The sequence below is a fragment of the Anaerotignum propionicum genome, from assembly GCF_024461735.1.
In the GTDB taxonomy this organism is placed as follows: domain Bacteria; phylum Bacillota; class Clostridia; order Lachnospirales; family Anaerotignaceae; genus Chakrabartyella.
This window is the reverse complement of sequence record NZ_JANGAD010000007.1, coordinates 138,141-161,550: the sequence shown is the minus strand read 5'-3', so window position 1 is coordinate 161,550 and position 23,410 is coordinate 138,141. Positions and strand designations below refer to the sequence as shown.

General features: G+C 39.5%; 31 protein-coding genes. 2 read left to right on the top strand and 29 right to left on the bottom strand.

The features are described 5' to 3' along the window. The first annotated feature begins 254 nt into the window (after positions 1–254). A complete protein-coding gene (locus NE558_RS14500; protein ID WP_305145046.1) occupies positions 255–1,889 on the top strand; it encodes a hypothetical protein in 1,635 nt (544 codons plus the stop codon). 29 nt (positions 1,890–1,918) lie between these two features. Then, complete coding sequence (locus NE558_RS10760) at positions 1,919–2,284, top strand: VOC family protein (RefSeq protein WP_256150066.1); 366 nt, start codon at positions 1,919–1,921, stop codon at positions 2,282–2,284. Between the two features lie 148 nt (positions 2,285–2,432). Here the strand turns inward: NE558_RS10760 and NE558_RS10755 are convergent, their stop codons facing one another. The 29 genes from NE558_RS10755 to lpdA form a co-directional block, all read right to left on the bottom strand. Further along, a complete protein-coding gene (locus NE558_RS10755; RefSeq protein WP_256150065.1) occupies positions 2,433–3,053 on the bottom strand; it encodes a hypothetical protein in 621 nt (206 codons plus the stop codon). Next, complete coding sequence (locus NE558_RS10750; RefSeq protein ID WP_256150064.1) at positions 3,050–3,403, bottom strand: hypothetical protein; 354 nt, start codon at positions 3,401–3,403, stop codon at positions 3,050–3,052. The genes NE558_RS10755 and NE558_RS10750 overlap by 4 nt, the downstream gene beginning before the upstream one ends. A gap of 123 nt (positions 3,404–3,526) precedes the next feature. Next, positions 3,527–3,826: a hypothetical protein gene (locus NE558_RS10745; protein WP_256150063.1), complete on the bottom strand. Its 300-nt coding sequence runs from the start codon at positions 3,824–3,826 to the stop codon at positions 3,527–3,529. Between the two features lie 11 nt (positions 3,827–3,837). Continuing rightward, the gene (locus tag NE558_RS10740) at positions 3,838–5,103 is read right to left on the bottom strand and encodes a phage tail spike protein (RefSeq protein WP_256150062.1); all 1,266 of its coding nucleotides are present in this window, start codon (positions 5,101–5,103) and stop codon (positions 3,838–3,840) included. Continuing rightward, positions 5,103–5,240, bottom strand: coding sequence for an XkdX family protein (locus tag NE558_RS10735; protein WP_256150061.1), 138 nt, complete (start codon positions 5,238–5,240; stop codon positions 5,103–5,105). Before NE558_RS10735 ends, NE558_RS10740 begins: the two co-directional genes overlap by 1 nt. Then, the gene (locus tag NE558_RS10730; RefSeq protein ID WP_256150060.1) at positions 5,237–5,563 is read right to left on the bottom strand and encodes a hypothetical protein; all 327 of its coding nucleotides are present in this window, start codon (positions 5,561–5,563) and stop codon (positions 5,237–5,239) included. Before NE558_RS10730 ends, NE558_RS10735 begins: the two co-directional genes overlap by 4 nt. Before the next feature lie 13 nt (positions 5,564–5,576). Next, positions 5,577–6,605, bottom strand: coding sequence for a BppU family phage baseplate upper protein (locus tag NE558_RS10725; protein WP_256150059.1), 1,029 nt, complete (start codon positions 6,603–6,605; stop codon positions 5,577–5,579). Further along, positions 6,606–7,283: a distal tail protein Dit gene (locus NE558_RS10720; RefSeq protein WP_256150116.1), complete on the bottom strand. Its 678-nt coding sequence runs from the start codon at positions 7,281–7,283 to the stop codon at positions 6,606–6,608. A gap of 17 nt (positions 7,284–7,300) precedes the next feature. Further along, positions 7,301–8,773: a hypothetical protein gene (locus tag NE558_RS10715; protein ID WP_256150058.1), complete on the bottom strand. Its 1,473-nt coding sequence runs from the start codon at positions 8,771–8,773 to the stop codon at positions 7,301–7,303. Positions 8,774–8,797: 24 nt separating this feature from the next. Beyond that, positions 8,798–9,394: a bacteriophage Gp15 family protein gene (locus tag NE558_RS10710; protein WP_256150057.1), complete on the bottom strand. Its 597-nt coding sequence runs from the start codon at positions 9,392–9,394 to the stop codon at positions 8,798–8,800. Next, positions 9,391–9,765: a hypothetical protein gene (locus NE558_RS10705; RefSeq protein ID WP_256150056.1), complete on the bottom strand. Its 375-nt coding sequence runs from the start codon at positions 9,763–9,765 to the stop codon at positions 9,391–9,393. Before NE558_RS10705 ends, NE558_RS10710 begins: the two co-directional genes overlap by 4 nt. 25 nt (positions 9,766–9,790) lie before the next feature. Further along, positions 9,791–10,282, bottom strand: a complete 492-nt coding sequence (locus NE558_RS10700; RefSeq protein WP_256150055.1) for a hypothetical protein — start codon at positions 10,280–10,282, stop codon at positions 9,791–9,793. Then, positions 10,279–10,722: a chloramphenicol resistance protein gene (locus NE558_RS10695; protein ID WP_256150054.1), complete on the bottom strand. Its 444-nt coding sequence runs from the start codon at positions 10,720–10,722 to the stop codon at positions 10,279–10,281. The genes NE558_RS10700 and NE558_RS10695 overlap by 4 nt, the downstream gene beginning before the upstream one ends. Next, positions 10,712–11,110 (bottom strand): minor capsid protein, encoded by a 399-nt coding sequence (locus NE558_RS10690; RefSeq protein ID WP_256150053.1) that lies wholly within the window; start codon positions 11,108–11,110, stop codon positions 10,712–10,714. The genes NE558_RS10695 and NE558_RS10690 overlap by 11 nt, the downstream gene beginning before the upstream one ends. Next, a complete protein-coding gene (locus NE558_RS10685) occupies positions 11,107–11,472 on the bottom strand; it encodes a hypothetical protein (RefSeq protein ID WP_256150052.1) in 366 nt (121 codons plus the stop codon). Before NE558_RS10685 ends, NE558_RS10690 begins: the two co-directional genes overlap by 4 nt. A gap of 4 nt (positions 11,473–11,476) precedes the next feature. Further along, positions 11,477–11,827 (bottom strand): hypothetical protein, encoded by a 351-nt coding sequence (locus NE558_RS10680; RefSeq protein ID WP_256150051.1) that lies wholly within the window; start codon positions 11,825–11,827, stop codon positions 11,477–11,479. A gap of 16 nt (positions 11,828–11,843) precedes the next feature. After that, a complete protein-coding gene (locus NE558_RS10675) occupies positions 11,844–11,984 on the bottom strand; it encodes a hypothetical protein (protein WP_256150050.1) in 141 nt (46 codons plus the stop codon). 14 nt (positions 11,985–11,998) lie between these two features. Beyond that, positions 11,999–12,865, bottom strand: coding sequence for a hypothetical protein (locus NE558_RS10670; protein WP_256150049.1), 867 nt, complete (start codon positions 12,863–12,865; stop codon positions 11,999–12,001). Positions 12,866–12,880: 15 nt separating this feature from the next. Next, positions 12,881–13,429, bottom strand: coding sequence for a hypothetical protein (locus tag NE558_RS10665; protein ID WP_256150048.1), 549 nt, complete (start codon positions 13,427–13,429; stop codon positions 12,881–12,883). A 418-nt stretch (positions 13,430–13,847) separates the two neighbouring features. Then, on the bottom strand, positions 13,848–15,185 hold the full coding sequence (locus tag NE558_RS10660; RefSeq protein WP_256150047.1) for a phage portal protein: 1,338 nt from the start codon (positions 15,183–15,185) through the stop codon (positions 13,848–13,850). Beyond that, entirely contained in the window at positions 15,175–16,395 is a 1,221-nt protein-coding gene (locus tag NE558_RS10655; protein WP_256150046.1) for a PBSX family phage terminase large subunit, read from the bottom strand. The genes NE558_RS10660 and NE558_RS10655 overlap by 11 nt, the downstream gene beginning before the upstream one ends. Further along, positions 16,379–16,828 (bottom strand): DNA-packaging protein, encoded by a 450-nt coding sequence (locus NE558_RS10650; protein WP_256150045.1) that lies wholly within the window; start codon positions 16,826–16,828, stop codon positions 16,379–16,381. Before NE558_RS10650 ends, NE558_RS10655 begins: the two co-directional genes overlap by 17 nt. A 229-nt stretch (positions 16,829–17,057) precedes the next feature. Then, a complete protein-coding gene (locus NE558_RS10645) occupies positions 17,058–17,198 on the bottom strand; it encodes a hypothetical protein (protein WP_256150044.1) in 141 nt (46 codons plus the stop codon). Between the two features lie 56 nt (positions 17,199–17,254). Then, a complete protein-coding gene (locus NE558_RS10640) occupies positions 17,255–17,410 on the bottom strand; it encodes a hypothetical protein (protein ID WP_256150043.1) in 156 nt (51 codons plus the stop codon). Between the two features lie 701 nt (positions 17,411–18,111). Next, entirely contained in the window at positions 18,112–19,059 is a 948-nt protein-coding gene (locus tag NE558_RS10635) for an AEC family transporter (RefSeq protein WP_256150042.1), read from the bottom strand. 17 nt (positions 19,060–19,076) lie between these two features. Beyond that, positions 19,077–19,829: an MBL fold metallo-hydrolase gene (locus NE558_RS10630; RefSeq protein ID WP_256150041.1), complete on the bottom strand. Its 753-nt coding sequence runs from the start codon at positions 19,827–19,829 to the stop codon at positions 19,077–19,079. A 456-nt stretch (positions 19,830–20,285) separates the two neighbouring features. Further along, positions 20,286–20,753: a PPC domain-containing DNA-binding protein gene (locus NE558_RS10625; RefSeq protein ID WP_256150040.1), complete on the bottom strand. Its 468-nt coding sequence runs from the start codon at positions 20,751–20,753 to the stop codon at positions 20,286–20,288. 59 nt (positions 20,754–20,812) lie between these two features. Then, on the bottom strand, positions 20,813–21,691 hold the full coding sequence (locus tag NE558_RS10620) for an NAD(P)-dependent oxidoreductase (protein ID WP_256150039.1): 879 nt from the start codon (positions 21,689–21,691) through the stop codon (positions 20,813–20,815). Positions 21,692–21,706: 15 nt separating this feature from the next. Further along, positions 21,707–23,407, bottom strand: a complete 1,701-nt coding sequence (gene lpdA, locus NE558_RS10615; protein WP_256150038.1) for a dihydrolipoyl dehydrogenase — start codon at positions 23,405–23,407, stop codon at positions 21,707–21,709. Between the last annotated feature and the right edge of the window lie 3 nt (positions 23,408–23,410).

Genomic DNA, 23,410 nt, shown 5'->3' with positions numbered 1-23,410 from the left:
ATCACAAAAATTTTACACCATTTTTTTCAGTCCTAATAATTTGCTTTAAAAATCCTTTACAAAGAAATTAGTTCTGGAATTTTATTTTCCCACTGCTTGATATCTGAAAAAACTTATCTCCATGCTATAAATGGCTGTTTTTGCCATAATACGCCACACTTGAATAAAAAGTTTCGTTGTACTTTTTCCTAAAACCCTATATAATAGATGGGAAACTTGTTATAAGATTTTGAATTCAGAAAGGAGATCTTCTTTTGTCAAATCATGCATCAGAGGAACAAATTAAAACACTTTCGGCGAAATATATTTACCAGCAAGCAATTGGCAGCCTTTTGTTGCTTTTAATGAGTGCAATGGAAGAAGAGGAAAATAACCCCCTCCCCTACCAAATCCCTCAAGATATTGCTGAAATCAGAAAGGAAATCCGTGGCTATCTTTTAAACTTAGAAGACATATTGGATGGTATTACTGAAGGGCGTATTGCGGTTTTAGAAAACTGTATTTCTCTTAAAAAACGGCTTTTATCCATCTATGAAACCGTATATAGCTATTTTTCTCAGTGGAACATTATTTCTACAACCATAAATGATCAAATTGCTCTGAGAAAATATATTGAAGACAAGGTTACTGAAAAGCAAGTGGAATGGTCACTATTTTTTGCAGACTGTCATGCTTTTATGGAAAGTGCAGATCATACATTGGCTCAAAAAAGCTACATGAGTCAGTTATTAAAATGCGTTCCCCTTTTCATTACTAGGGACAAGTTTTATACAGAAGTGAAGGAATGTCTAAACGCAGCTTTCACTGAGGAAAGCAAAGAATTTATTGAAATGTCCTTAAAAACCTTTGAGGGTTTTTGCTGCCCTGAGACAAATCCTCTTTATGGGAAATATTTTCCTGAAATTGCCGAGGCCTTAGGCGCAAAGCGCATGCTTTTACCCCATAAAATGGAAGATGAAGCTCTAGGTGAAGCCTATGGTGAACTGAATGAATTATTTGAAGTTTTGGAAGATATAGAGGAATATTTTTCTTGCATCCTTCATGATATTAATTCCTGCATTCTTCTGCTGTATCTTAGCTATTCCTTTACAGAATTAACCCAAAAAGATGCAACCTATGCCGATTTATACCATGCTGTGTGTGAGTTTATTGGTGGAGAATGGAATGCTACGGAAAAAGCAGCTTATCTAGACACATTAAATGAGCAACTGGAAAAAGCTGTTGAACCTGTCATTGATAAAGCGAATGTAATCGGTCGTCAAGAGTATGAACTTCTGGAAAAAATCGGATCATTTGAAGGCTTTCATGATGACACAAAGAAAGTTCTTATGACCGAAGAATTTATAAGAGAATGCTTCTTCGGCAATCTTAATGATGAATTATTCCGCTTTGACCTTCCAAATGACTTGCCTCCTGCTACACAAGAAGAAAAAAATGGCTTGTTTGATGCTTTTATCGAAAATACAAGAAATAGCTTCGACACTCTGCCTGTCCAAACAAGGAAAATCGCTATGCAAACCCTTATGGGGGCATTGCCACCTGTTTGCACAGTTCAGGATATTATGCAGCGCATAATGGATGCAATTGATAACGTTTCCACCGAGGAGCAGAGGGTTCTAATTGTAGATAAGGTGGGTATGGTTTTTGCCGATAACGGTTATCAGTCCATTACCAATCAAGAAGAAGAGGATCACCACCACACCCACGAGCATACGCATGATTGTAACTGCGGACATGACCATGACCACAAACAAAATTGCGACTGTGGACACGACCACGACCATCATCATGAGCACAAGCACGATTGCAATTGTGGACATGACCACGGCCATCATCATGAGCACAAGCACGGCACCTGCGGACACGACCACGACCACAAGCATCACTAAAAAAACACAGAAGATAAAGGAGGCAGAATATGTTCGCATTTAATCATTATAATTTTAATGTCATAGACCTGAAAAAAAGTATGGATTTTTATGAAAAAGCCCTAGGGCTAAAAGAAGTTCGTAGGTTGGAATCTCCCGATGGTAGTTGGAAACTGGTTTATCTTGGAGATGGAATAACAGATTTTAATTTGGAATTGACATGGTTAAAAGAAAGAACTGCACCCTATAGCCTAGGTGAAAACGAATTTCATCTTGCCTTTGTAGCAGAGGATTTTGACGAAGCACACAAAAAGCATGAAGAATTAGGTTGTATCTGCTTCGAAAACCCGGAAATGGGAATTTATTTTATCAGTGATCCTGACCATTATTGGATTGAAATCATTCCAAAGGGATAACAAAACAAAAAAAGCAGGAATTAATGGGAAAATCCTTAATTTCTGCTTTCTGTTTTTTAAATAAAAGAATTAGAAACTTTCCAACTACAGCTCATTTGAAAATTTAAAGGAAAACAGCTTTTCCAATACCTTCCATATGCAATGGTAATTATTTCTTTTGAAGCACAGGAATCTTCCCTTTACTACTTACTTCGTACCCCAAAGCATCTCCCAGATCCCGAATTTTAACATAATTGGTTCCGTTTTTAAAAATGAGGTCTACAACAATTTCTTTACCATCTACAATTATCTTTTCTCTGGTTACCACTTCATCATCCTCCTTATCATAGTTAATATACTCCATCAATAACCAATGGGTAAAGTTATTCTGACTCAGCGGCACTTCCCGCACACCATATGCCGAACCATCCGCAGCAATATAATACGGAACATTTCCTACCAGACCCGTATAAATTCCTACATGTCCGCTTTTCCAAACCAAAGCACCAATAGGTGCATTCTTTATTGTACCAATTGGCTCTTTGCGAACTGCTTTTTCAAACAGCTGTGCTGAACTTAAGACAACACCAGTGGCCCATGAAATCAACCCCGAGCAGTCCACACACACCTTGCCAACCTTTTTCTCATCACTATTCCACACAAGCTTCACGCCAAACAGACCCTGCAAATAATTAAAATTGGCCTGAGTCATTACAGTCCCCTTCATACCATATACATAAGGCGTCCCAAGCTTTGACCGTGCAAAAGCCACTAGCTGTTCACCTGTCATACATCTTCCCCCTTTACAACCTCTCTAATTGCCTTGTTCTGTGTCAACAGCGATCTCATCTCTTCTAATGCCGCATCTACCCATGCAGAAAACATTTCAAAAGTAACTACCTTAGCCGCTGCTGGAAATCTTGAAATAAACAAATCCCATACATATCTAAGCTTCAGTTGCCCTGTTCCACCACCCAATTCTTTTTCTGCTTGTATACAGGCATATAGTAACCATTCTTTGATTGTATTGATTTGTTCCTGTGTAGGTTTCTTTGCAAATTTATAAATAAAAACACCAACACAGCATAATCCAGCAACCAGCACTACAATTAAAAACCAGTTTTCAATAAACCAATTCATAATGCTCCCCCATTCATATATCAGATATAGTTAATAATTAAGTTGTGTGCAAGCACATTTAGCCTACAAAACGATATCAACCGCAATTGATATCATTATTTGTCAGAGAGTATCTCTTTTGTCTTAAGGTAGTTGTCCACCACTCAAAAGATAGCCCACCACCGCACCTACCACAATTGTGATGACACGCTCAACCACACTTTCCCACCGTTTGACCGGTTTTTCAGCTAAAATCTTCACATCTGCTTTTATTTCCCGTACATCTTCTTTAATATATTCTTGCTCTTTTTGCATCACAGAAAAAGCATTGGTGAGCTGTTCCAGGTTATCCTGACGTTCTTCTAATTTGTCCAGTCTGTCTTTGTTACTTTTGCTTCTTTGATCCACCTCAATTAATTTTTCCGAAACCTCATCCTGATTCATCTTTTCACCTCCTAGAAACTCGATAGTACACTCCCTTCACTATCTATAATAGTTGTCCAACTGCCATTTGTTCCTGTAGTGCTAAATCTTAACCCATTTTTTCCAAAATGAAATATCTTTGTGGCAGTATCAATGGAATTTCCATTCACACAAATATAAAGCCCCTCATCATTTATTGTGACCTTTCCCGTAATCAACCCATAAACTTGTTTTATCTCCGTAGAGGCACTGACTGCCGTGGAGAGACTCTTCTCTCCGCTGGTAACGGAAGATGTCAAGTCTGCAACAAAGTCCCCCAATTCCACGCCCTTGTATCGGTCAAGCAAACAATCCCACTCATAGGAAATAACCTTTGCTTTTTTGTGAAAACCCATTTTCACATTGGAAACTGTCACCACATCCCCTAGCTGAACTTCTTCTAAAACAGCATATTCTTTATATTCCTCCGTTTCAGAAAGCATCTGGAAGTTTGCCTTGATGTTCACCTTAGGCAAATCACAGCCTTCATCAAATAAAGCTTGAACAGCCCCGGGTAATTCATAATAAGCCAAACTGCTATTTTCAAATGCATGGATTTTAGGATATCTGTAATTGCTTATATATGGGCTATCTCTATACCCTCCCGACATCGCCACCCCATCTTTCCCATAGGCGTAAATTCTTGTTGCCACCTCTGAAATATCCTCACTAATTTCCAACCCTACGAGGTTTTTACCATACCGAATGGCAACACCACGATCCTGGCCAATAGAAGTTTTCATAGAAACAGCAAAGCCGTCCCGTAGGATTTCCCCACCAAAGGTTTTCACAAAACTGCTTGCATCTTCATCATCACTGAGCAGTGCCGCAATGGGGTTTACTTTGCTTGCCGTGAGCGCACCAGTCCCCGACATATTGGTTGAAAAAGTAAAGGGCATAGTATAGGCAAAGGCATTTTTAATACCGTTTAGCACGGTTTGGGCTGAACCTGATACACTGATATTCAAACAAAGATTGTCCAGCAAATCATAAAAGATATGGCGGGCATTTACTTGAATTCCATCCATATCAGGCTTGATGTGATAAATCCGAAAGGGCTGTTTTCCACTAGGCGTAGATGCAACAAGAATTCGTTCTTTTTCAATGTCCTTCCATTTCCCCCACTGGTCATAGGGGTGTTCCATTTCCAGCTCATACATACCGTTTAATTCCTCTTTTACAGTACAAAGGCTCGGAAGCAACGCCCCCAAGCCCAAAGTATCAAATGTTATGCTATTCTTTTCATGTATGGTAATCATCAAATCACCTCGTATTCCTGCCCCGTAATTTCTGTATACTGCTCTGCTGTGATTTTGCCGCTTCTAACAAACATACCTACATTTTCAGCAGAGTAAATCTGAGAATCAAAATACCGTTTAACAATTTTAAAAATCATCTAACCACCCCCTGTTGATTCAGCAATAATTCCGCTAATGTCATATCAATCTCTGTCTGTTTGCTGATAATCTGTTGTTGATTTAAAAGCATTTCTGCTTGCAGGATTTCCTGCTCCGTTGGTTCTGGCTCTGGTGGTTCTGGCTCTGAAATAGCAGGCTTATTTGCTTCAAATTCCTCCTGGGATATTTTAATGAGTTCCTCTAATGGAGCATTGCTTGTGCAGTATTTCAAAAATAAATATCCATCATGGAAATAACTTTCTTCATATACGCTTCCTGCTTTAACAACAGGAGGCTCGTTTCCTGGCTTTTTATAATACATGCTCGCCCCTCCTCTATTCATATAATGCATACACTATTATCGCGCCATATGAAGTGCTTTGGGCATCTGCAGTAATAATAAGTGAATCTTTGAATGGCATAGGAGGAATTAAGTCAGGCCCCCCTGCGGACGTAGTACGCCCCACGAGACCGTTTACTATGTAGGGTGAAAATGCATAAGTGCTGGTGCTCCCTGCTGCACCCATCGCAGTGCCACCATCAACACTTACTCGAAGAATTTTGCATGTTGTCCATACGCCATAAAACTCCCCAGCGCCGGACACAGATAATAAGATGAAATTTGTCGCATCAGCTGGCAAGGTTACAGTTACCCTCTTGAAAGATTTATATTTCTTCCCTCCTATGATGTTGTTGAGTTTTCCCATAACTGTACCCGCCGTAACTGTACCGCCCACATCAGCCGTATTTCCCAATCTCTGCACAACCCCATCCACAGAGTTGTTATTGATCGCATTCTGTAACAATGTGGTTAAATCCTCGGAAACATAGTTACAAAGGTACTCCCAAGCTTCCCACATGGTATCAATGGTAAGCTGCCTTGCTATTTCTCCGGAAACACCGATATTTTGCACCATGGTAGTCATTAAGTCATGGGCTTCGTAAAGGTTTTGATATAGCACAACCAATGCGCCGTATTCATTACTACTTTCAATGGCACTTGTGGAAATCAGGCTTTTCACTACGTGGATTTTAAAAGGCTGTGTGCTGAGAACCTCCACATTATTCTTGAACAAAATAATCTGTACTTCCAAATCCTGCGCCAAAACCAACGCCTGAGAAGTTAACTCAAATTGACATCTACCTGCGGTTGCATTGGTAATGGCTCCATTGTTATAAAACTCTGTCCCGTCAGCCTTTTTCCCATAGATTCTAACCTCATGGCCTGTGAGATTAATTGGTGTACTACCGTCCAATAAAATAATGTCCAAATATCGGCTTTTTGCATCCTTCTGAACGGCTGTAATAATACTTGTCACTTCCTTGTTCACATCAATTTCTAGCTTTTTATAGACTTGTGCCATTTATAACCACCTCCAATTGGGCTTTATTTCTAGCCTTGATATATTTCCTGTCCAACTGATTGTATTTGCTCCCTCCTGAAACCTGGGGAAATCCAACGCTGAAAAGGAATTATTTTTGTTTGTACTATCTTTGTAAACTTCCTGAATCTCACTGTTGATTGTGACATATCCGCTAACTCCAGTAAGTGTGTAGGTTGTGCCATTAATAGTGAGAGCTACATTCCCTGTTCCATGAACTGTGATAATTGGTTCGCTGTAAATCGTGCCTTGATTGTAAATCGTTGTAGGTGCAGTTATGCTCAATTCCTCATCTGCTTTATCCACAGAATATTTAAACGGAAATACCTTAAATTGCACAAGAAAGGAAGTATACAAATAGATAACATCAGAAATAGAAATTGCATTGCCGATTCTGGCCTTATATATCTTATCCGGCTCTGTGGAAAGAATTAAGTCTCCATTCCCATCCAGCCATGATGCAATCTCGCTAAGCCTTGTCGTACCCCTTGTTCCGCATGCAACACTCAGGGTATAGGCTTCATATGTTCCCTCGTCTATGTTTAAAACCCCGTTTCGCCCAGGAATTGTAATTTCATTTTCTCTGCGCTGAGGCTTCACAATATCGGGCATGGCAGAAATCAAAATGCCCATTTCCTTGCTGTTTTTCCCCTTAAAAATAAAATAAGGCTCCAGAATTATGCACCTCCCGTTGCAGATACCTTTTGTTTACGGTAAAACTCTGCCTCTTGCAATAAACTTGAAACAGAACCTTTGCCGTCATTAACCACTTTTTCCACATTTAGAATAAAGTCTCCGCCGTTGTAGGTGGAGCTGTTCCAAACATTAGAGGTGTTTTTCTGTAAAACACTCTCCGCAGCCTTACTTTGCGCCTGTCCAATATCCGCCATCATACGGTCTGTGTAGGCTTGTAGCTCTTGGGGATCGTATGCATCCTTCATACCCTTGATAACACCCTGTGTGATAGGCTTTCCCACCTCTCTAGCGGCTCTTTTGGAGGGACTTGCTGTTTCTGTGGCACGCTTTAGCTCCGCAATAATGGCGTCTGCAATACTTCTAGCCGTTGCAACCGCCTCACCACGTCTACTCTCCATTCCATTAACCACACCTTCCATGGCATCTATCCCCACATTCTGACAAATAGCCGGAATATCATTTAAGGCCTTTTCCAGTTCACCTGAGAAATCCTCATCTAAGGCTTTAATCTCTTTTTCATAAAACTTGGCGGCGATTTCTCTAACTAAGTCTTGTTTCTCATCCCAAGTTTTTGAATATTCTTCAAAAAACGAATCGCTTTTTGAAAGCAACTCCTCGCCAAAAGCCATTCCATCTTTAACACTCATATCAAGAACTTCATCTAGCAACCCTTGTGAAATCCCCTTTTCTTGAAGCTTGTCTAATATTTGTGCATATCTCTCTAGTCCTTCTATTTGACGATCAATTTTTTCAAGCTGCACCTCACCACTTTCATCAAAGGAAAATAAATCCCCATAATTGGAAAGTTTATTCTCCATGCGTTGTCTTTCATTCATAATGGCATCATATTGTTTTTGTGCAACCTCTGTAATATTTTCAATTCTTGTAGCAACAAGCTTATAGGCTTCATTCGCGCCATCATTGATTGCTTCCTTATAAACGGCCATTAATTCCTTAGCTGCCTTCCTGTATGCTGGAGCTGCCTTTTTGTTCACCTCAGCAAAGGCACTTACATTAGCATCCATGCGCCATTCCATACGTGTAATGGCTGCAGAGGCTTCTTCCTCCATTCCGGCTTTCATGTTCTTTAGATAAAGGCTCCCCAATTCTTTATAAGAAACCGCTCTTTCCTTGGCTCTTTGCATTGATTCTTCTGAAATGGCGGCCACAGCCTTTTCTAATCCACTCATGGCATTTTGCATTTCAAAAGCATTTGTTGTTACGTTTTTTTTTGCGGAATTCTCTAAACTTAGGGCCTTCTCTGTTATTTTTTCCAGACCACTATTAACCGCCGTAGCAAATAACGAAAGGTTGCCTGCCGAACCAAGAAAGGAAACAGAAACTGCCTTTGCACTAAGGCTCGCCAGGTTTTTTAAGTCAGTAGCTCCTTTTTCAAATCCTGATTCATCAATTCTTGTACCAAAGGTCAAATATCCATCATAATGATATGCCACTTTGCCCACCTCATTTCAAAATAATTATAATAGCCCTGATAAATCCCCTCCTGATAAAAGCGCAGCCTCTATTGCCGATAATTTTTCCTCCTCCCCCTTTGAGGAAGGAAGTCTATATAACGCTTTCATTCTAAGGTAAAACTCTTTTTGTTCCTTGCCCATGCTTTCAGTAATCTCCATGGAACGATATCCCATAATTTTGCAAAAAGTTATATCCTCCCTTAAGCCTTGAAATAATGCTCGAAATTTCCACCAATGCAGCTGCTTTTCTTGAGTTAAATCCATTCCGTACTGCTCTAAGAAGGCACTGTAAATAAATGAAGCATCATGTTCAAAAGAATAAATCCTTTCCTGCTTTCTATGGCTTCTCTTTTGATGAGACTTTTTTTCTGCCTCACCCGCTCGATAAAACCATTGAATTCCTTCTAAAGCCATCTTCCAGTCTTTTGGAATCTCAGGATAAAATAAATGCAAAGCAAGAAGGGGCTTTTCAGCCCCTTCTACATCTTCATCCAACATTAATAATTCATATAAAATTCCCACACGAAAATCCCACCGAATGGGATACTCCTTATTATCAATCCAAATCTTTTTTGGAACTGAATCAATTAAGAGGTTCATAGCCCTTCAATCCTCTCTATTGTATAGGGAGATCTTGTTTTCATAACGTTGATGTATTCCTCCACCAAATAAGTATAAATGTCCCTGTGAAGCACAATTGTATCTTCATTTTCAAAAATGGATAATTCCTCATTTGAGCAATCTAAGATCTCTTCAATTGCCCCTTTTAGAACCGCCTTCTCCTCATTTTGCATTTCATAGAAACATACCTCTTGACCTAAATCGCCTCGGTCTTTTTTCTCAATTTGTCCAAGCTCCACTTGAACCCTTTTAAAAATAAAAGCAAGATGGTCTCTACCAAAATCCACAGTATATTTATGCCCCAAAATGAAAATTTCCCGTTTGGTTTCTCTTTTTAGAAAGGTGCCCATAAAAATCCCCCCTTAGTGCTTATACTTATGCTGTTTCTGTGAACGTTTTTGCTGTAGTGTCGAAGGTACCATAAACTGGGTCACCAACACCATGAAGGGTTCCCGTTACCTTCATGGCTTCACCACCAGCACCGGTAATACCGGTTACAGCTACAGCAACCTTAAATTTTCTTCCATAAAAGGTATTCTCTAAAGTTTCGTGGGGTCGAAATAATTCTACACGCACATATTCCAGCTCAGCTTCAGCACCTGTTTTTTGATTTCGTCCAATGTTATAAAGAGCCATAACCGCCTCCTCTGATGCAATCAAATCTGTATCAAAGGGAAACTGAGTCTGATAGTTCTTAATTTGACTGGACTGTGCTTTTTGGTGAATATATGTTTTTGTATCCGTCTGGGCATTGGGATTTTCATCTAGGGTATTAAACCCAACGCCCATCAATGCATAGCTTGGCGTGTTACTGCTGCTTGTATTTAAATAATCTGCAATTTGATGTCTCATTACTGTATCACTCATGATATTTCTTTTACTCCTTTCTCAAAATAAAGTAATCGGCATTGAATCTGATACCTTGCCATATTCTCTCTAGCGTCAATCACATAACCTTCGCTCTCCGCCTCTATACTCAGAGCTTTGCGGCCATGTCCCAAGGATGGCAATTCCTTCTTGTGACTTTTCTCCTTTAACCAGCCTACGAAGTTTTCATAAAACCCACTGTTTTCAATATTCATTTCTACGTCTGCCCCATACCTTTCCACACTGCCAAAAGTAAAAACATACTGGCAAAGGGCACTCCCATCAATATAAGCTTTGACTTGTTTTTTAGCAGGAACACCGTCAATACTATACTCCGTGGGATGAACCCCAAGATAGTCAACATGAATTGCCCCATCCTTTAGCAACGGGCAATTGCAAAAAAAATCTCGAATGGACTGGATTAAACTTTTATTTTCCAATTTTTTCTCCTGCCCCCTTCAAAATTTCTTGCCCATAATGAGCCTTCATTCTCAAAAACCAATACGCCCCCCGCATAGGTGCTCCTTTGAATGTCAGCGGCCTGTTGGCGACCACCTTTTCTTCTCCGGCCCTTGCCCATGTTGAACCGGTACTGGGGCTGACCATAGCTCTCCCATAATATAGAAATTTTGCGTAAGGCACTGTATAGATTACCTCACCGCATTTCACATAAGCACTGTTTTGCAATGCCCCTGTGTCAAAGGGCGTAAATGGTGCCATGCGGCGAACCACCTCTTGATCTATATATTTCTGAACTCTGCCGTCCTTACCTAAACCCTGATTTTTTTTCAGTACATTTAAACCACTTAAATCCACAGAAAAACTCATTTTGCCACCACCTCCCAGTGCCGCATATCCTTGCTTCCATAATCATAAGTATTGATAGAAATAATGGTAAGACTTTTCCCTGAAGTAATTCCTCTCATTATTTTGTCCTCTGGACGAAAAGTGAAATAGAGCGTAGGATTTTTCTCAAATTCATCTGGTGCACCAAAAGTGCGGGTTGCTTCTGCTGAAAATGGAATGAAAATATGTACCTCATTCGACTCATAAAGCTTCTCATGGCTCATTGTTGCCCCTAAAGCCTCTTGCCAAAAAACACCTGTAATCACCGTAGGCTGTAAAATATATCTGCGTAAAATAGGATCGTAAATTCGATTGAAAACGGTACATATCTCACTTGATTTCAAGTTTTTACACCCCCAAATATAAAAGCCCCGTTGACGATAAATAGCGGCTTACGGCAATGGAAAGACGTTCCTCTTCATTTGGTGTGTTTGTAACTCCTGCGGCATAATTTTTCGTTATTCTCCCAACGCTTTCAGCCACAACACCGCCGCCCTCCTCGTTGATTTTTGTTGCTTCCGCAACTGCACAGCATGCTTTTTTCAACAAATCCTCATCATCAGAAAACGTTTCCGCTCTTCCAAAAGTAGCCATGTTAATATATTCTGATGCCCGTTTTGCTAGGCGGCTAAAACTATCTTGGGGAATAGCATCTCCACCAAAGACTTCTTTATAAAATTCGTAGGTCGCATATACCATTGCCCTTCCCCCTCTCTTACTGCCTATTTTCAGGCTGAACCTTCTTCTTTTTCTTTTGAACCTTCTCCAATTCTGCCTGCAAGCTTTTATCTACTTCTTCCGAGGGAAAAGGATTAGCTTTTTTATTACTTGCACCCAATCCAACTGTTTTTGACATAATCGTCAACCTCCTTATGCCTTATGGGATAAATAAATACCGGCCACCTTATTCTTGTATACATCCACAATGCCATATTTGCGATATTTTACAATATAGCTGTCTGCATCAGGATTCCCTGCAGGATCAATAACATCTCCTACCACATGCTTATCAAACTTAATTACAGCACCCTTATGTACAATCATGAAGTTGATGTCTTTACCATCTGTTGCTTTTTTATAATGTCCCAGCTCTTCACCTGTGGTTTTGCCATCCAAAAGATCAATGGTTGTATAAAAACGACTCTGGGGTACCTTACGAACTACCTCAAAGCTGGTCAAAACCTCTTTGGATTTTGTGGTGTCCAATGCCATAACGCTATTTAAAAGGGCATGGGTTGCATATAACACTCTGCCCTCCTCAGGCACCTCATCCTCGTCCATCTTGCTTTTGGCCGCCATCAATGCCTCCAAAAATGCCTCTGCTGTCGAAAATGTCGCTGTAGGCGCTACAGAAATCCCTTCTGTTCCTGCTAAGGTTGCAAAGGTAAAAGCATCTGCCTCGGGAGCAACCTTTTCTCTTTGCAAAGTTGCCCCTGCCATATGAAAGGCCACCTGAAAGGTTTCAGCGTCATCCATGCTATCAATAGAAAGCTTTGTTCCTCTATCATAATTAAATGTGGCAGTTTTCCAAATCACATCAACAGAGCCATTGGTGTAACCACTGTTTCTATCATAATTACCCAGACCGGAAACACTAATTTGGGGATATAAAATTTCGTTACCATTCCCCCCTGCTCTCATCATATTATTGTCACTGGCTAAGTCAGCAGTTACCGAAGCACTTTTGTATACCTCATCAATCAAATTTGTATAGTTTTTTGCCAAAGCAATTCCCATCGTCTATCTCTCCTTTCAGTTCTTTAATGTCAACCCCATTAATGCTCTCATCTTGTTTTCTTCTGCTTTTGTCAGGGATACTCTGCCCATACTGGGGATTTCAATTGGTCTATTGGGGTTTAAAAAATAGTTTTTATCCTTTGTCAGCCCATCCAAAATTTCCTGATCTTCCTTGCCTTTATTTATGTCCATGTTGATAGCTCTTTGAAACTCAGCAAATACAGCCTTTTCTGTTAGCTCATCACGCCATTTGTGTTCACCAACAGCTTGATCAAAACGTTTTCTCAAATAAACCTCCTGAGCTGCCTCCCGTTCTTTACGGATAGCCTCATCTTTTTCCGCCGCAATTTTTCGCTCCAGCTCTTCCAGTCTTTTTTTTAAGTCACTTTCCTTTACAGAGGATTCCTGAAGCTCTAAAAGCTGTACTTCTAAGCTTTTTTTTGTGCTGTTTAATGCATTAAAGTCCGCCCTTGAAACAAATTTTTTTCCGATTCCCTCGGTAATCTTTTTTTCTATCTCTTGAGCATTGTCTAAGCCTTTCAAAACTTCTTTTAACCATTCCATAGTTTTACTCCTTCCAACTCACTATTTTTGTATAGTTATCTAGGCTCTATCCTTTTTTTCCGGCCAGTCCCGATACTGAGCCGCCTCCTTTTATCCCATGGCTAGGGTACAAAAAAAGGCCTGTTTTACGTCTATTGCCTAAAGACGAAAGAAAGAGAAGGCCTTAACCCTTGGAAACCATATGCCAATCCCTCTCTTCCTCACCCTTTTCATTAAAACCCTAGATTTTCTGTACGTTCACATATTTTCATGTAAGCATGCATAAGTTTTGATTCTTTTCTAATCGTTTAAGTTGTCTGGAACGAAGCCTTAATATCTTTCAAACCAACGTCCATATATTCTTTTTTATTAAAACCTACAGCCTTTGAACGTTTGCATTATTTTTGCAATACTAAAGATTTTGTGCTTTTCTATGGTCTTAGACTTTCTTAATTCCTTGCCCAATCCCACAGTCTTGCTTATCCCCCACTTGTTGCCTTTCCTTAATCTCTTCCAAAACCTTTTGTGCTTCGTCTGATGTCTCGTTGGGATTCAACCATTGCCGTAACTCTACTTTGCTTTTTACACCTAACTCCAACGCATCCTTTAATTGCTCCCATGTTTCACTGCTGCTTTCTATCATCTCATAAGACCAATCAAAGCGAACTCCATAGGATCCCATGGGTGCCAATTCGTAATAATTGGCCAACACATTACATGCATAAAGATAATCCCTCACACCTCTTTCAATGGCATTACGAATATCGCCAATTAGGGCAAAGGTGTCGTAAAGCCCTGCTTTAATCTCCGTGGCTGTGGCACCTCTGCTCTGGGGTGCTGTTAAAATCCCTTTGCTTGTACCAATACTTTTTTCCAATAACCCAAATAAATATTGTAATCGCTCATAATAACTGCTATGGCGAATCTCAGGACTAAATACTTCAATCATATCTCCGTTTTCTTTACCATGAGCTGCAAAAAACACCTTACTTGGCATGCGGTATTTCCCCGTTTTGGCATCCTTTTGAAACATCCGCTCATCTGCAAAAATCTTTACCTCTTTTAGCTTGTACTCATCTCGAATTTGCTCAAGGCATTCAAATATCTCGCTGATTAAATTGTCACAACCATATGTAATAGGCACACCATACTCGTCAGTAAACCGTCTATTGTCTATTGGTGATTGAAAATAGGCAAATAATACTCGATCAACACCAGCAATAGCAATATCCTCAATTTCCGCCCATTGCTCAAGAAAAGCTGCATTACCCCACTGGTCAGTTACCTTATTTGTAATATAAAGATTTCCTCCAGCCACCTGATAATCCATCCACCTGTGGTATTGCTTTTCTCCCTGCTTCACGCTATCTGCCAAAACTGTTGCTCTAGTAATGCGGTTCCCCTGCTTCTCATGTATAACCATTCTTTCTTGAGACAACACATCAAATTGAATGATCCCAAGTCTAACATATGGAACAACAATGCATCCCCCTGTTCCCAACATGCGAGAAACAACACGCTTCATCCTATCCCAAACTTCAATCAAACACTGATCCAGAAAGATAACTCTCCCATTATCTCCCGAAACATCAGCAGTGCTTTCATTCATGGCAAGGGTAGAAAGCTTATTGGCAAAAATTGCTGTAAAGTTCATTTCCTCTGCAGCTTCATATTTCTGAGTGAAGGCCATATTCTCCTGCATCTGCTCCCCTGTTGTATTTGTTTTCGTGATACCGAAAATCCCCATTATATATTCCCAAACCATTTTAAGCATCATAATTCCCCACCAATCTATATATGTTGTATTCAAAACTATACTCATCAGCATCCAAAATATCTATATCACTGCTGCCATTGTCCAGACGCTTGTCCTCTAAAACCTGATTATCCCAAACCGCTGTAGAAAGCCCCCTTACAAGGTCGTCGCACTCCCCTTTAACAATATGATATCTCTCCCCACCCATAAGCAATAGGGTACAGCGTATTCTATCGTTAATGGGTCGCTTTATGCTGTTGTATATTGGATATGTGGTGTGCTGACGATAGCTGTTAATCATTGTTTGCTCGGCACTATCGCAATAAATGCCGTTGGGGTATCCGTAGTCCCGTATAACACCTTCCACAAAATTAATCAGCTCTTTTTCCAATGCATAAAAACTCATGCCTGTAGCCGGAATGCTCTTTGCACGCAATTTGTATACATGGTTATCAAAAGAAATTCCTGTAGCAACAAATGCATGGTTTGATTTGTTCCCTCCAAAATCATGTCCAATGCCAATATAGTCAAATCCCTTAGGTAAATCCTTCATAGAAACCATATACTTTTCAGGATTATCGGCAAATTCCCTATAAATCAACCCCTCCGCCAGTGCCCATTTTCCTAATATGTATCTGTCATATAAAACGGTACCCCTATATTCTTTTTTTAGGTTTTCTACAAAGTCCTTGCTCAAAAATGGATTGTCCTCCAAGCTATAATTTTGCAAATAAATATCTGCATCACTTTGCAAAAACTGATAAAACCAATGGTTTGGACTTTCCGGGTTGCAAGTGCCATCAAAACAGCTGTAAGGCTTGTCCAGTCGGCTTTTCAGCATATGAAAAACGTCTTCATGCCAAGTTACCACCTCATCACCATAGCAATATTTGATACTTGCCCCACGAATTCTATCTACTTGATTCTCTCTGCCTGCCCCCAAACAATAGCATTTTTCGCCGAAAAGCATTGCCGTGTTATCCGAGCGTATATCCGACACCAGTGCAGGCGTAAAAATTTTCTGTAACGGCTCAATAATATTTCTTTGCAGTGTTCCTTTTGTATTACCCAAAATCACCACAAGACCCGCTTTCCCACTAACCGCTCGAATTCTTCTGGGAATCATGTAATAATCCAAATAGGTTTTACCTGATCGTGTTGCCCCCGATTTAATATTCCAGCGACAGTTGGCATCATTCCAGTACTCCTTTTGCTTACTGCTTAGCTGCATTGTTTATCCCCTCCAAAATACCATCTAGCTTTTCATAAATTTGTATATCATAATCTTCTCTTGTTTTGTCAGCCCATCCTTGAAAATTATTGGTCAGGGTAAATTTTGCTCCCTGTAATCCGTCCTTGTCATACAGCCGCTCCTCGGCATATTCCTCTAGCATTAACCGTGCTTGGGCAACAACCTCTGCATGTTTTCCCTTGTATTCTAAAAAATCCTTTCTGCTTAAAAATCCAAGGGCACAAGCAAGACCAGATACAGTCGGTGGCCTCCCTCCAACCATAGTGGGCTCGCCGTTCTTTTGATAAACAACGCTTCCATTCTCATCCTGCAATGTCTCCCCTTTACACCTTTTAAAATAATCCTGCATCAGGCCTTCCACCATTTCCTTATTTCCATATTGTGGCATGCCTTTTTTATCCCATTTCGGCATGAAAAACACCACCCTCTCTCCCCAGAAATTATTTCAATAAAACAAACTGCTTGTCCAATTATCTTTTTTTCTATGAAAAACAAATCAGCTCTCCATCGATAAACACTTTAAACACTAGAAAACCTATCTAATAAACAGAAAGTCCTGGGAGATTAACCTTCCCCAAGAGGAACATACATTAAATTCTGTCCCTCATTGAAAATAGGGCATCCTCTTGGATGCCCTATTCTTATCTTTTGGTGTTTGGACCCATTCCCTCTTTTACCGAGTTGTGGGTATCATTTTGATTTTGAACTTTTTGAGACTTCGTTTCGTTATTAAATTTATTTTTACTTCTTTGTTCTTCTTGCTGTTTTTCTCTTTTCTCCATAAAATCACCTCAATTAGAATCATTTTTAGCGCTTAAAATTTGCTCTCGATTAAAAATTAGTTGATTCTACCAGCTTTTTCATGTCCGTGCTTTGCTTTCCCTTGAATTTCAGGAACAGGCGGTGCATCATTTTTAGGGAATTTCGCCTTGTGATTGCTTTCTGTTCCATGGGGTTCTTCAGGGTTTGGTCTTCTCATACCAGCTTTAGCCATTATTCTCACCTCAAAAATATTTTTTGAAAAAACAGCCCAAAGGATACAGGAAAGTATTTCCCTTTATTCAAACATTCCTAAACTTACCATGCTATCACTATATCACTAAGAAATGTTCCCTTTGTCCAAACTTACAAAAAGCTCTAAAAAATTACAATTTATTATAAAAATCTACAACGGAGTAAAAATCATAATACAAAATCATTTCTAAAAGAATATAAAAACTATTTTTACAGGATTCAGAGCATCCTCTATCTTGCAATAAACTTCCCTCATTTTCTATTATAAATTGGATAGTTTTTCTTTTTCATACGGAAACACGCAATGAATCCTTTTATAGACTTTTTATTCCTGTTTCAAACTATCTATTCTGTTCAGAAACTCCATGGATATTTCCTTTGGTTTTTTAAATAAAAAAACAACTGCCTTTCGGCAGTCGAATTTGGGAGTGGGATAAGGCTATTACACCTTTCCCTTAATAAACCAACGGAAGAGGGACTTTCGTTGATTTATTTATGGAAACATATATTTAAATGTTTCATCTATGTTATGAGATAATTATACACAAGAAAGACCCAAAAGAAACGTAAATAAAGTGTTAAGGATTCAGCCTAGCTGACATACCTTATCCTAACATCTCCTTGTAAATTGATTAGTATTTGAAAAAATATAGCTTAAACTGCTTTTAATATATAAGAGATCTATATCAGACCCAGTCCCCGAAGGATATAAATAAAAAAGAATAGTGTAAACGCAGATAAAACCATAGAATAAATCAAAAAATCTCCCGCCAATTCATAGTCTGCATCAAATTGTATCGCCATTTGGTAATTCGTTATTGCAGTAGGCGCCGAAACAAAAATAAAAACAGGAATTAAATCCGTACCTCTCAATCCCAGCAAATAAACAGCTGGGATTAAAAAAATAGCAGGCATTATTATTAATTTGGTAATCAAACCAACAGCTAATGTTTTTAAGTTTTTCTTGGCAGATCGAAATTCAAACTGTCCCCCTAAGAAAAGGAAAGCCAATGGTGTCGCCATTTTTGCAATATCTCCTCCAGCAGTATGTAAAAAATTCGGCATGGGAAGTTTCAATAAATAAAATATCATTCCAAAAATGACGCCCCATATAATGGGATTTTTCAACGCATTCAGAAAAGCTTTCTTTGCACTGGGCTTCTCACCCATGTCTGCAAAAGCTGAATAAACAAAAACACCCATTGTATTTAGAATAGGTAAAGTTGCTGCCATAATTGAAGTCGCCAATGCAACACTTTGGGCGCCTCCCAAACTTTTGGAAAAAGGTAAACCGTACAGCATAAAATTTCCTCTGTACATACACTGTATTATAACGCCAATTTTACGGCGATCTTTTACAAATTTAGGTATCAACGGAGTCAGAACTCCAACAGAAATTAAAATTACACCAATACAAAAAAAGATAATCTTGAGATACGTAAAATCAATGGTCTTAGCATCATATAAATTAAAGAATACCAACAGAGGAAATAATACATTAAAACATAACGCATTCCCCTTCGCAACAAAGTCTTCTGTCAAAACACCCTTGCGTTTTAGCATATATCCAAAAATAACTATACTGAAGGATGGTGCAACTGCATTAAAAGCAAATAAAAGATTTTCCACCCATAACCCCTTCTTTCTTAAAAGGACAGGCTTTGTCCGCTTTGATTCCAGATTAAAATATCTTCCCCTTCTTCTCTGTACTTTTCCACATCTCTTTGTGCCATCTTGTAATACAAAAAGCGGTCTTCTTCAGGTGATGGCAGATGATAGATAATCACTTTTTTCACTTTCATGATTTCTCGCAAAATTCTTCTTCCCTTTGGATGATTAAAAAAAATAGGCGTTACAAAAGCTATCTCCGCATGAAAATCCCTTTCCTTAGCAAATTCTTCTTCAAAATAATCCACATCAGATAGAAAAGCTAGCCTAACACCATCTAAATCCAATCGAAAGCATTGATTTGGAACGTCATAGTATTTTTTATCCACATGTCTCGTGGTAAAAACCTTTAGCTTAATGCCCTGTTCTAAAACAGCCTCGTTGTTTACATTAAAAGCTATTCTCCTATCGGTAAATTCCACTTCTGCCGCTGCCAAACCGTGGGTATCATCAATAGGCGGAAAACAAATTCCCTTAACCTTATTTGCAGCCATATACTCCATAAAATATGGTGTATAATAGTGATCATAATGAGAATGTGAAAATAGCAAATAATCTACATTCGCTAATTCCCCCTTTCCTTTTTTCATTAATTCCCAAGCCCATTCAGGCAAATCTGTAAAGTTATTTCCCAAATCCTTATAAAGTCCATCTAATAATATCTTAACTCCTTTATGAAACACAATCACGCCGGCATTAGATACCAAAACGGCATAGCTTTTTTGTTCCATAAAACATCCTCCAAATCTTTATTATTATTTTTATAAGAAAGGCGGCTAAAAAGCCGCCCCAGACAGTCAATAAAATTATTTATGTACCGGAAAGGTTTAAAATACAAAGGTTCTCCATTGAAATTCCTTAGAATATCCTTTGTCTGAAAAACCTAGGATTTCAAACCTATTTATAATTAACTTTTTCTCAGTAATTTCAACCTAATGATTTAGGGGCGTTGCCTATTCCCACCTGTTTTCTAAGCAAGACCATGGGGAAAAGTGTATTGGCAAAGAAGTTCTAAAAATCTATACTTTTTATGTAAATACTCTGAAAGCTTCTTTCAGGAAACTAGAAACAGCGCCCTAAAATTATACTGAAAGGGTGCTAGGAATGCATCCTTTTCAATCTTATAGACAAGATTCTTTTCTCTATAATTCTTATTGTTACCAAAACAACCAGAACTAACTGTACACTTATTTCTGCTTCGGCGCAAAAATAAATACTTCTAAATTCTCATCATATGCTCTGCCCATTTCGATGCCATCCACTTCTGCAATGACAACATCAACGGTCATTAGGACCTTGTTGCCTTCAATCAAATGACCACCGTGGCCTGTACCGTACTGGTCAGATAAGCTGTAATGTACATGCAACAAGGTCTCTCCCTTGTCATCGTGACAAATCATACCAGAAAGAGCAACCAATTCAATGGCACCTCTTAAAATGATAGGCTCACCGTAACCGTAACCTGCTTTCTTATCCTTCAACGGAACCGGATTAAAGAACTGTGCACCATCCAAACTACCGATACCACTCATAATCACACCATCTTTGATACCGTAGTCTTTACAAATTTTTTCAAGCCCTAAAAGTACATCCTCACCGGGGCTCATTCTTGCAGCAACGATTCTTTTAATGTTTCCCTGTGCAGTTGAAATCATAATATTACTCCTTTCAAACCTCGTCATTGAAGATTCATCTTTCGTGTATTGTTAACTCTTTATTTGACTTCAATGCCCATATCTTGTTCAAACATTTTTACAAGAGCGCATTGGTCTTCATTAATTAAGCCAGCTTCATCCATTCTGTTCATGTAATTTAAAACAAGGGCAGACATAGGAATTTCCACACCCATATCCTCCGCAAGTTTTGTCGCATTTTTCATATCTTTTTGATGCACTGCTATTCTGGCACTAGCACTAAAATCTCTGCTGATAATTTTAGGTACCTTTAAATCCATTACAGCATTCTGGGCAAATCCATCTTTGATCGCATGAAATAATACCTCTGGATCTAAGCCTGCCTTTACCGCAAAAGCAAACGCTTCAGAAACTGCAATCAAATTACACCCAACAATCATATTATTCGCAAGCTTTGCAACATCACCACAGCCCGAAGAACCCATGTAGGTCACTCTGCTCCCAACACAGCCAATCAAATCCTTTACTTCCTCAAAAACTTCCTTATCCCCGCCACACATTACAACCAATGTGCCTGCAATGGCGCCGGTTTCACCTCCACTTACTGGAGAATCAATTAAAGACATTCCCGCTGCCTTCACCTCAGGGTAAAGCTTACGAATTACACCTGGGAAAGTAGAGCTGAAATCAACAATAATAGTACCCTTTTTGCCCTGAGCAATAATATGATTTACTACACTTTCAACCAGTTCATTTTTAGGAAGACATAAGAAAATCACTTCACAATTTTCATATACTGCCTTTGCGTCTCCCGTAGCAATTCCACCAGCCTCAGCAAATTTTTCTCTAGAGGCCTCCATCACGTCAAAACCAATCACAGGGTGATCGCTTTTTTTCAATATATTTGTTGCCATGGGAAGCCCCATGATACCCATTCCAATAAAACCAAGCTTTTTCATATCGCTTCCTCCTAATTATTTATTGGGAATATGAATTGCTCTTTTTTCAGCCGCTAACGCCGCTTCTCTCACTGCCTCTGTTACTGTAGGATGTGCATGAATTGTAGCAATAATATCTTCTACCGTTGCTTCCAAGCCGATGGCTAAAGCACATTCACCAATCAAATCTGTTGCTCTGGGTCCAAGAATATGAACACCCAATACCTCTTTATATTCCTTACCGATGATGAATTTAATCATGCCCACGCCGCCGTTCATAATCAAGGACTTACCATTTGCCATCAACGGAAATTTACCAACTTGATACTCAATGCCCAATTCCTTAGCTTTATCCTCTGTCAACCCAACCCCTGCGAATTCAGGGTCTGTATATACACAAGAAGGATTTGTTGTTCCATCATAATTAACATCCTCACCCAATGCATTTTCTGCCGCAATTTCGCCCTGTGCAGATGCAACGTGAGCAAGCATAACCTTACCTAAGCAATCACCAATCGCATAAACATTGGCAACACTGGTTTCCATTTTATCATTTACTGATATACGACCTCTATCATGGGTAATACCAACTGCATCCAGATTCAAAGCCTCAGTATCCGTTCTTCTACCAACAGCAACCAAAACCTTCTCTGCAGTAAAGGCTTCCACTTTACCCCCAACCTCAACGTTCACTTTTGTTCCTGCAACAACCCCTTCAACAGACTGAACCTTAGCATCTGTCATAATTTTGATGCCTCTTGTTTCCATCATCTTACGAAGCTGAGCCGTCAATTCACCGTCCATCATTGGTAACAGCTTGTCCATTGCTTCCACCACAGTTACTTCTGTTCCAAAACGTGAATATGCTGTTGCCAATTCAATGCCAATAACGCCACCGCCAATTACCAATAAGCTCTTAGGTATTGTGTCGAAGGAAAGGGCTCCGGTGGAATCCACACAATTGGCATTTTCCTTTACCCCTGGAATTGGAGGTACGGCAGGTACGGAGCCAGCCGCAATAATTATTTTATCAAAGGTAAGGTTTTCTTTGGAACCATCTTTCTTGGTAACTGCCAAAGTATCTTTTGAAGCAAATGATGCAACACCTTCAATTACCTTGATTTTGTTTGCCTTCATTAATCCACTTACACCGCTAACCAATTGATTTGTTACTGCATTTTTTTTCGCCTGTACCTTATTCCAGTCAACACCCTTTACTTCCACATGAATACCTAACTCAGCCATTTCCTTTGCCTCAGCCAAAGCCTCTGCAGAATGTAAAAGTACTTTTGTTGGTATACATCCGACATTTAAGCAAGTGCCACCCAGCTTATTCTTTTCAATTAAAGTCACCTCAGCGCCCAATTGTGCCGCACGAATAGCCGCAACATAACCACCTGGGCCTCCGCCAATAACCGCAATTTTTGTTTTACCATCTTTTTTAGGGGCAGGAGCAACTTGAGGAGCCACCGCTGGTGCTGTGCCCCCAACCACTTCACCTGCTTGCCCAATATATGCCAAAATTCCCTTTACAGGTACATCCGTTCCTTCTTCTGCAACTATTTTGATCAGTGTGCCTTCTTCTTCGCTGGCTACTTCACTGGTCAGTTTATCTGTTGTAATTTCTACAAGAATATCTCCAACCTTAACGGTATCGCCTTCTTTTTTGATCCACTTGGAAACTGTGCCTTCTTCCATGGTCAAACCAAGCTGAGGCATCTTTACCTCTACTGCCATTTG

Coding starts and splice junctions, on each gene's coding strand:
- NE558_RS10760 (WP_256150066.1), top strand. CDS start 1,919: ATGTTCGCATTTAATCATTATAATTTTAATGTCATAGACCTGAAAAAA.
- NE558_RS10755 (WP_256150065.1), bottom strand. CDS start 3,053: ATGACAGGTGAACAGCTAGTGGCTTTTGCACGGTCAAAGCTTGGGACG.
- NE558_RS10750 (WP_256150064.1), bottom strand. CDS start 3,403: ATGAATTGGTTTATTGAAAACTGGTTTTTAATTGTAGTGCTGGTTGCT.
- NE558_RS10745 (WP_256150063.1), bottom strand. CDS start 3,826: ATGAATCAGGATGAGGTTTCGGAAAAATTAATTGAGGTGGATCAAAGA.
- NE558_RS10740 (WP_256150062.1), bottom strand. CDS start 5,103: ATGATTACCATACATGAAAAGAATAGCATAACATTTGATACTTTGGGC.
- NE558_RS10735 (WP_256150061.1), bottom strand. CDS start 5,240: ATGATTTTTAAAATTGTTAAACGGTATTTTGATTCTCAGATTTACTCT.
- NE558_RS10730 (WP_256150060.1), bottom strand. CDS start 5,563: ATGTATTATAAAAAGCCAGGAAACGAGCCTCCTGTTGTTAAAGCAGGA.
- NE558_RS10725 (WP_256150059.1), bottom strand. CDS start 6,605: ATGGCACAAGTCTATAAAAAGCTAGAAATTGATGTGAACAAGGAAGTG.
- NE558_RS10710 (WP_256150057.1), bottom strand. CDS start 9,394: ATGAACCTCTTAATTGATTCAGTTCCAAAAAAGATTTGGATTGATAAT.
- NE558_RS10705 (WP_256150056.1), bottom strand. CDS start 9,765: ATGGGCACCTTTCTAAAAAGAGAAACCAAACGGGAAATTTTCATTTTG.
- NE558_RS10700 (WP_256150055.1), bottom strand. CDS start 10,282: ATGAGTGATACAGTAATGAGACATCAAATTGCAGATTATTTAAATACA.
- NE558_RS10690 (WP_256150053.1), bottom strand. CDS start 11,110: ATGAGTTTTTCTGTGGATTTAAGTGGTTTAAATGTACTGAAAAAAAAT.
- NE558_RS10680 (WP_256150051.1), bottom strand. CDS start 11,827: ATGGTATATGCGACCTACGAATTTTATAAAGAAGTCTTTGGTGGAGAT.
- NE558_RS10675 (WP_256150050.1), bottom strand. CDS start 11,984: ATGTCAAAAACAGTTGGATTGGGTGCAAGTAATAAAAAAGCTAATCCT.
- NE558_RS10670 (WP_256150049.1), bottom strand. CDS start 12,865: ATGGGAATTGCTTTGGCAAAAAACTATACAAATTTGATTGATGAGGTA.
- NE558_RS10665 (WP_256150048.1), bottom strand. CDS start 13,429: ATGGAATGGTTAAAAGAAGTTTTGAAAGGCTTAGACAATGCTCAAGAG.
- NE558_RS10660 (WP_256150047.1), bottom strand. CDS start 15,185: ATGATGCTTAAAATGGTTTGGGAATATATAATGGGGATTTTCGGTATC.
- NE558_RS10655 (WP_256150046.1), bottom strand. CDS start 16,395: ATGCAGCTAAGCAGTAAGCAAAAGGAGTACTGGAATGATGCCAACTGT.
- NE558_RS10650 (WP_256150045.1), bottom strand. CDS start 16,828: ATGCCGAAATGGGATAAAAAAGGCATGCCACAATATGGAAATAAGGAA.
- NE558_RS10645 (WP_256150044.1), bottom strand. CDS start 17,198: ATGGAGAAAAGAGAAAAACAGCAAGAAGAACAAAGAAGTAAAAATAAA.
- NE558_RS10640 (WP_256150043.1), bottom strand. CDS start 17,410: ATGGCTAAAGCTGGTATGAGAAGACCAAACCCTGAAGAACCCCATGGA.
- NE558_RS10630 (WP_256150041.1), bottom strand. CDS start 19,829: ATGGAACAAAAAAGCTATGCCGTTTTGGTATCTAATGCCGGCGTGATT.
- NE558_RS10625 (WP_256150040.1), bottom strand. CDS start 20,753: ATGATTTCAACTGCACAGGGAAACATTAAAAGAATCGTTGCTGCAAGA.
- NE558_RS10620 (WP_256150039.1), bottom strand. CDS start 21,691: ATGAAAAAGCTTGGTTTTATTGGAATGGGTATCATGGGGCTTCCCATG.
- lpdA (WP_256150038.1), bottom strand. CDS start 23,407: ATGGCAGTAGAGGTAAAGATGCCTCAGCTTGGTTTGACCATGGAAGAA.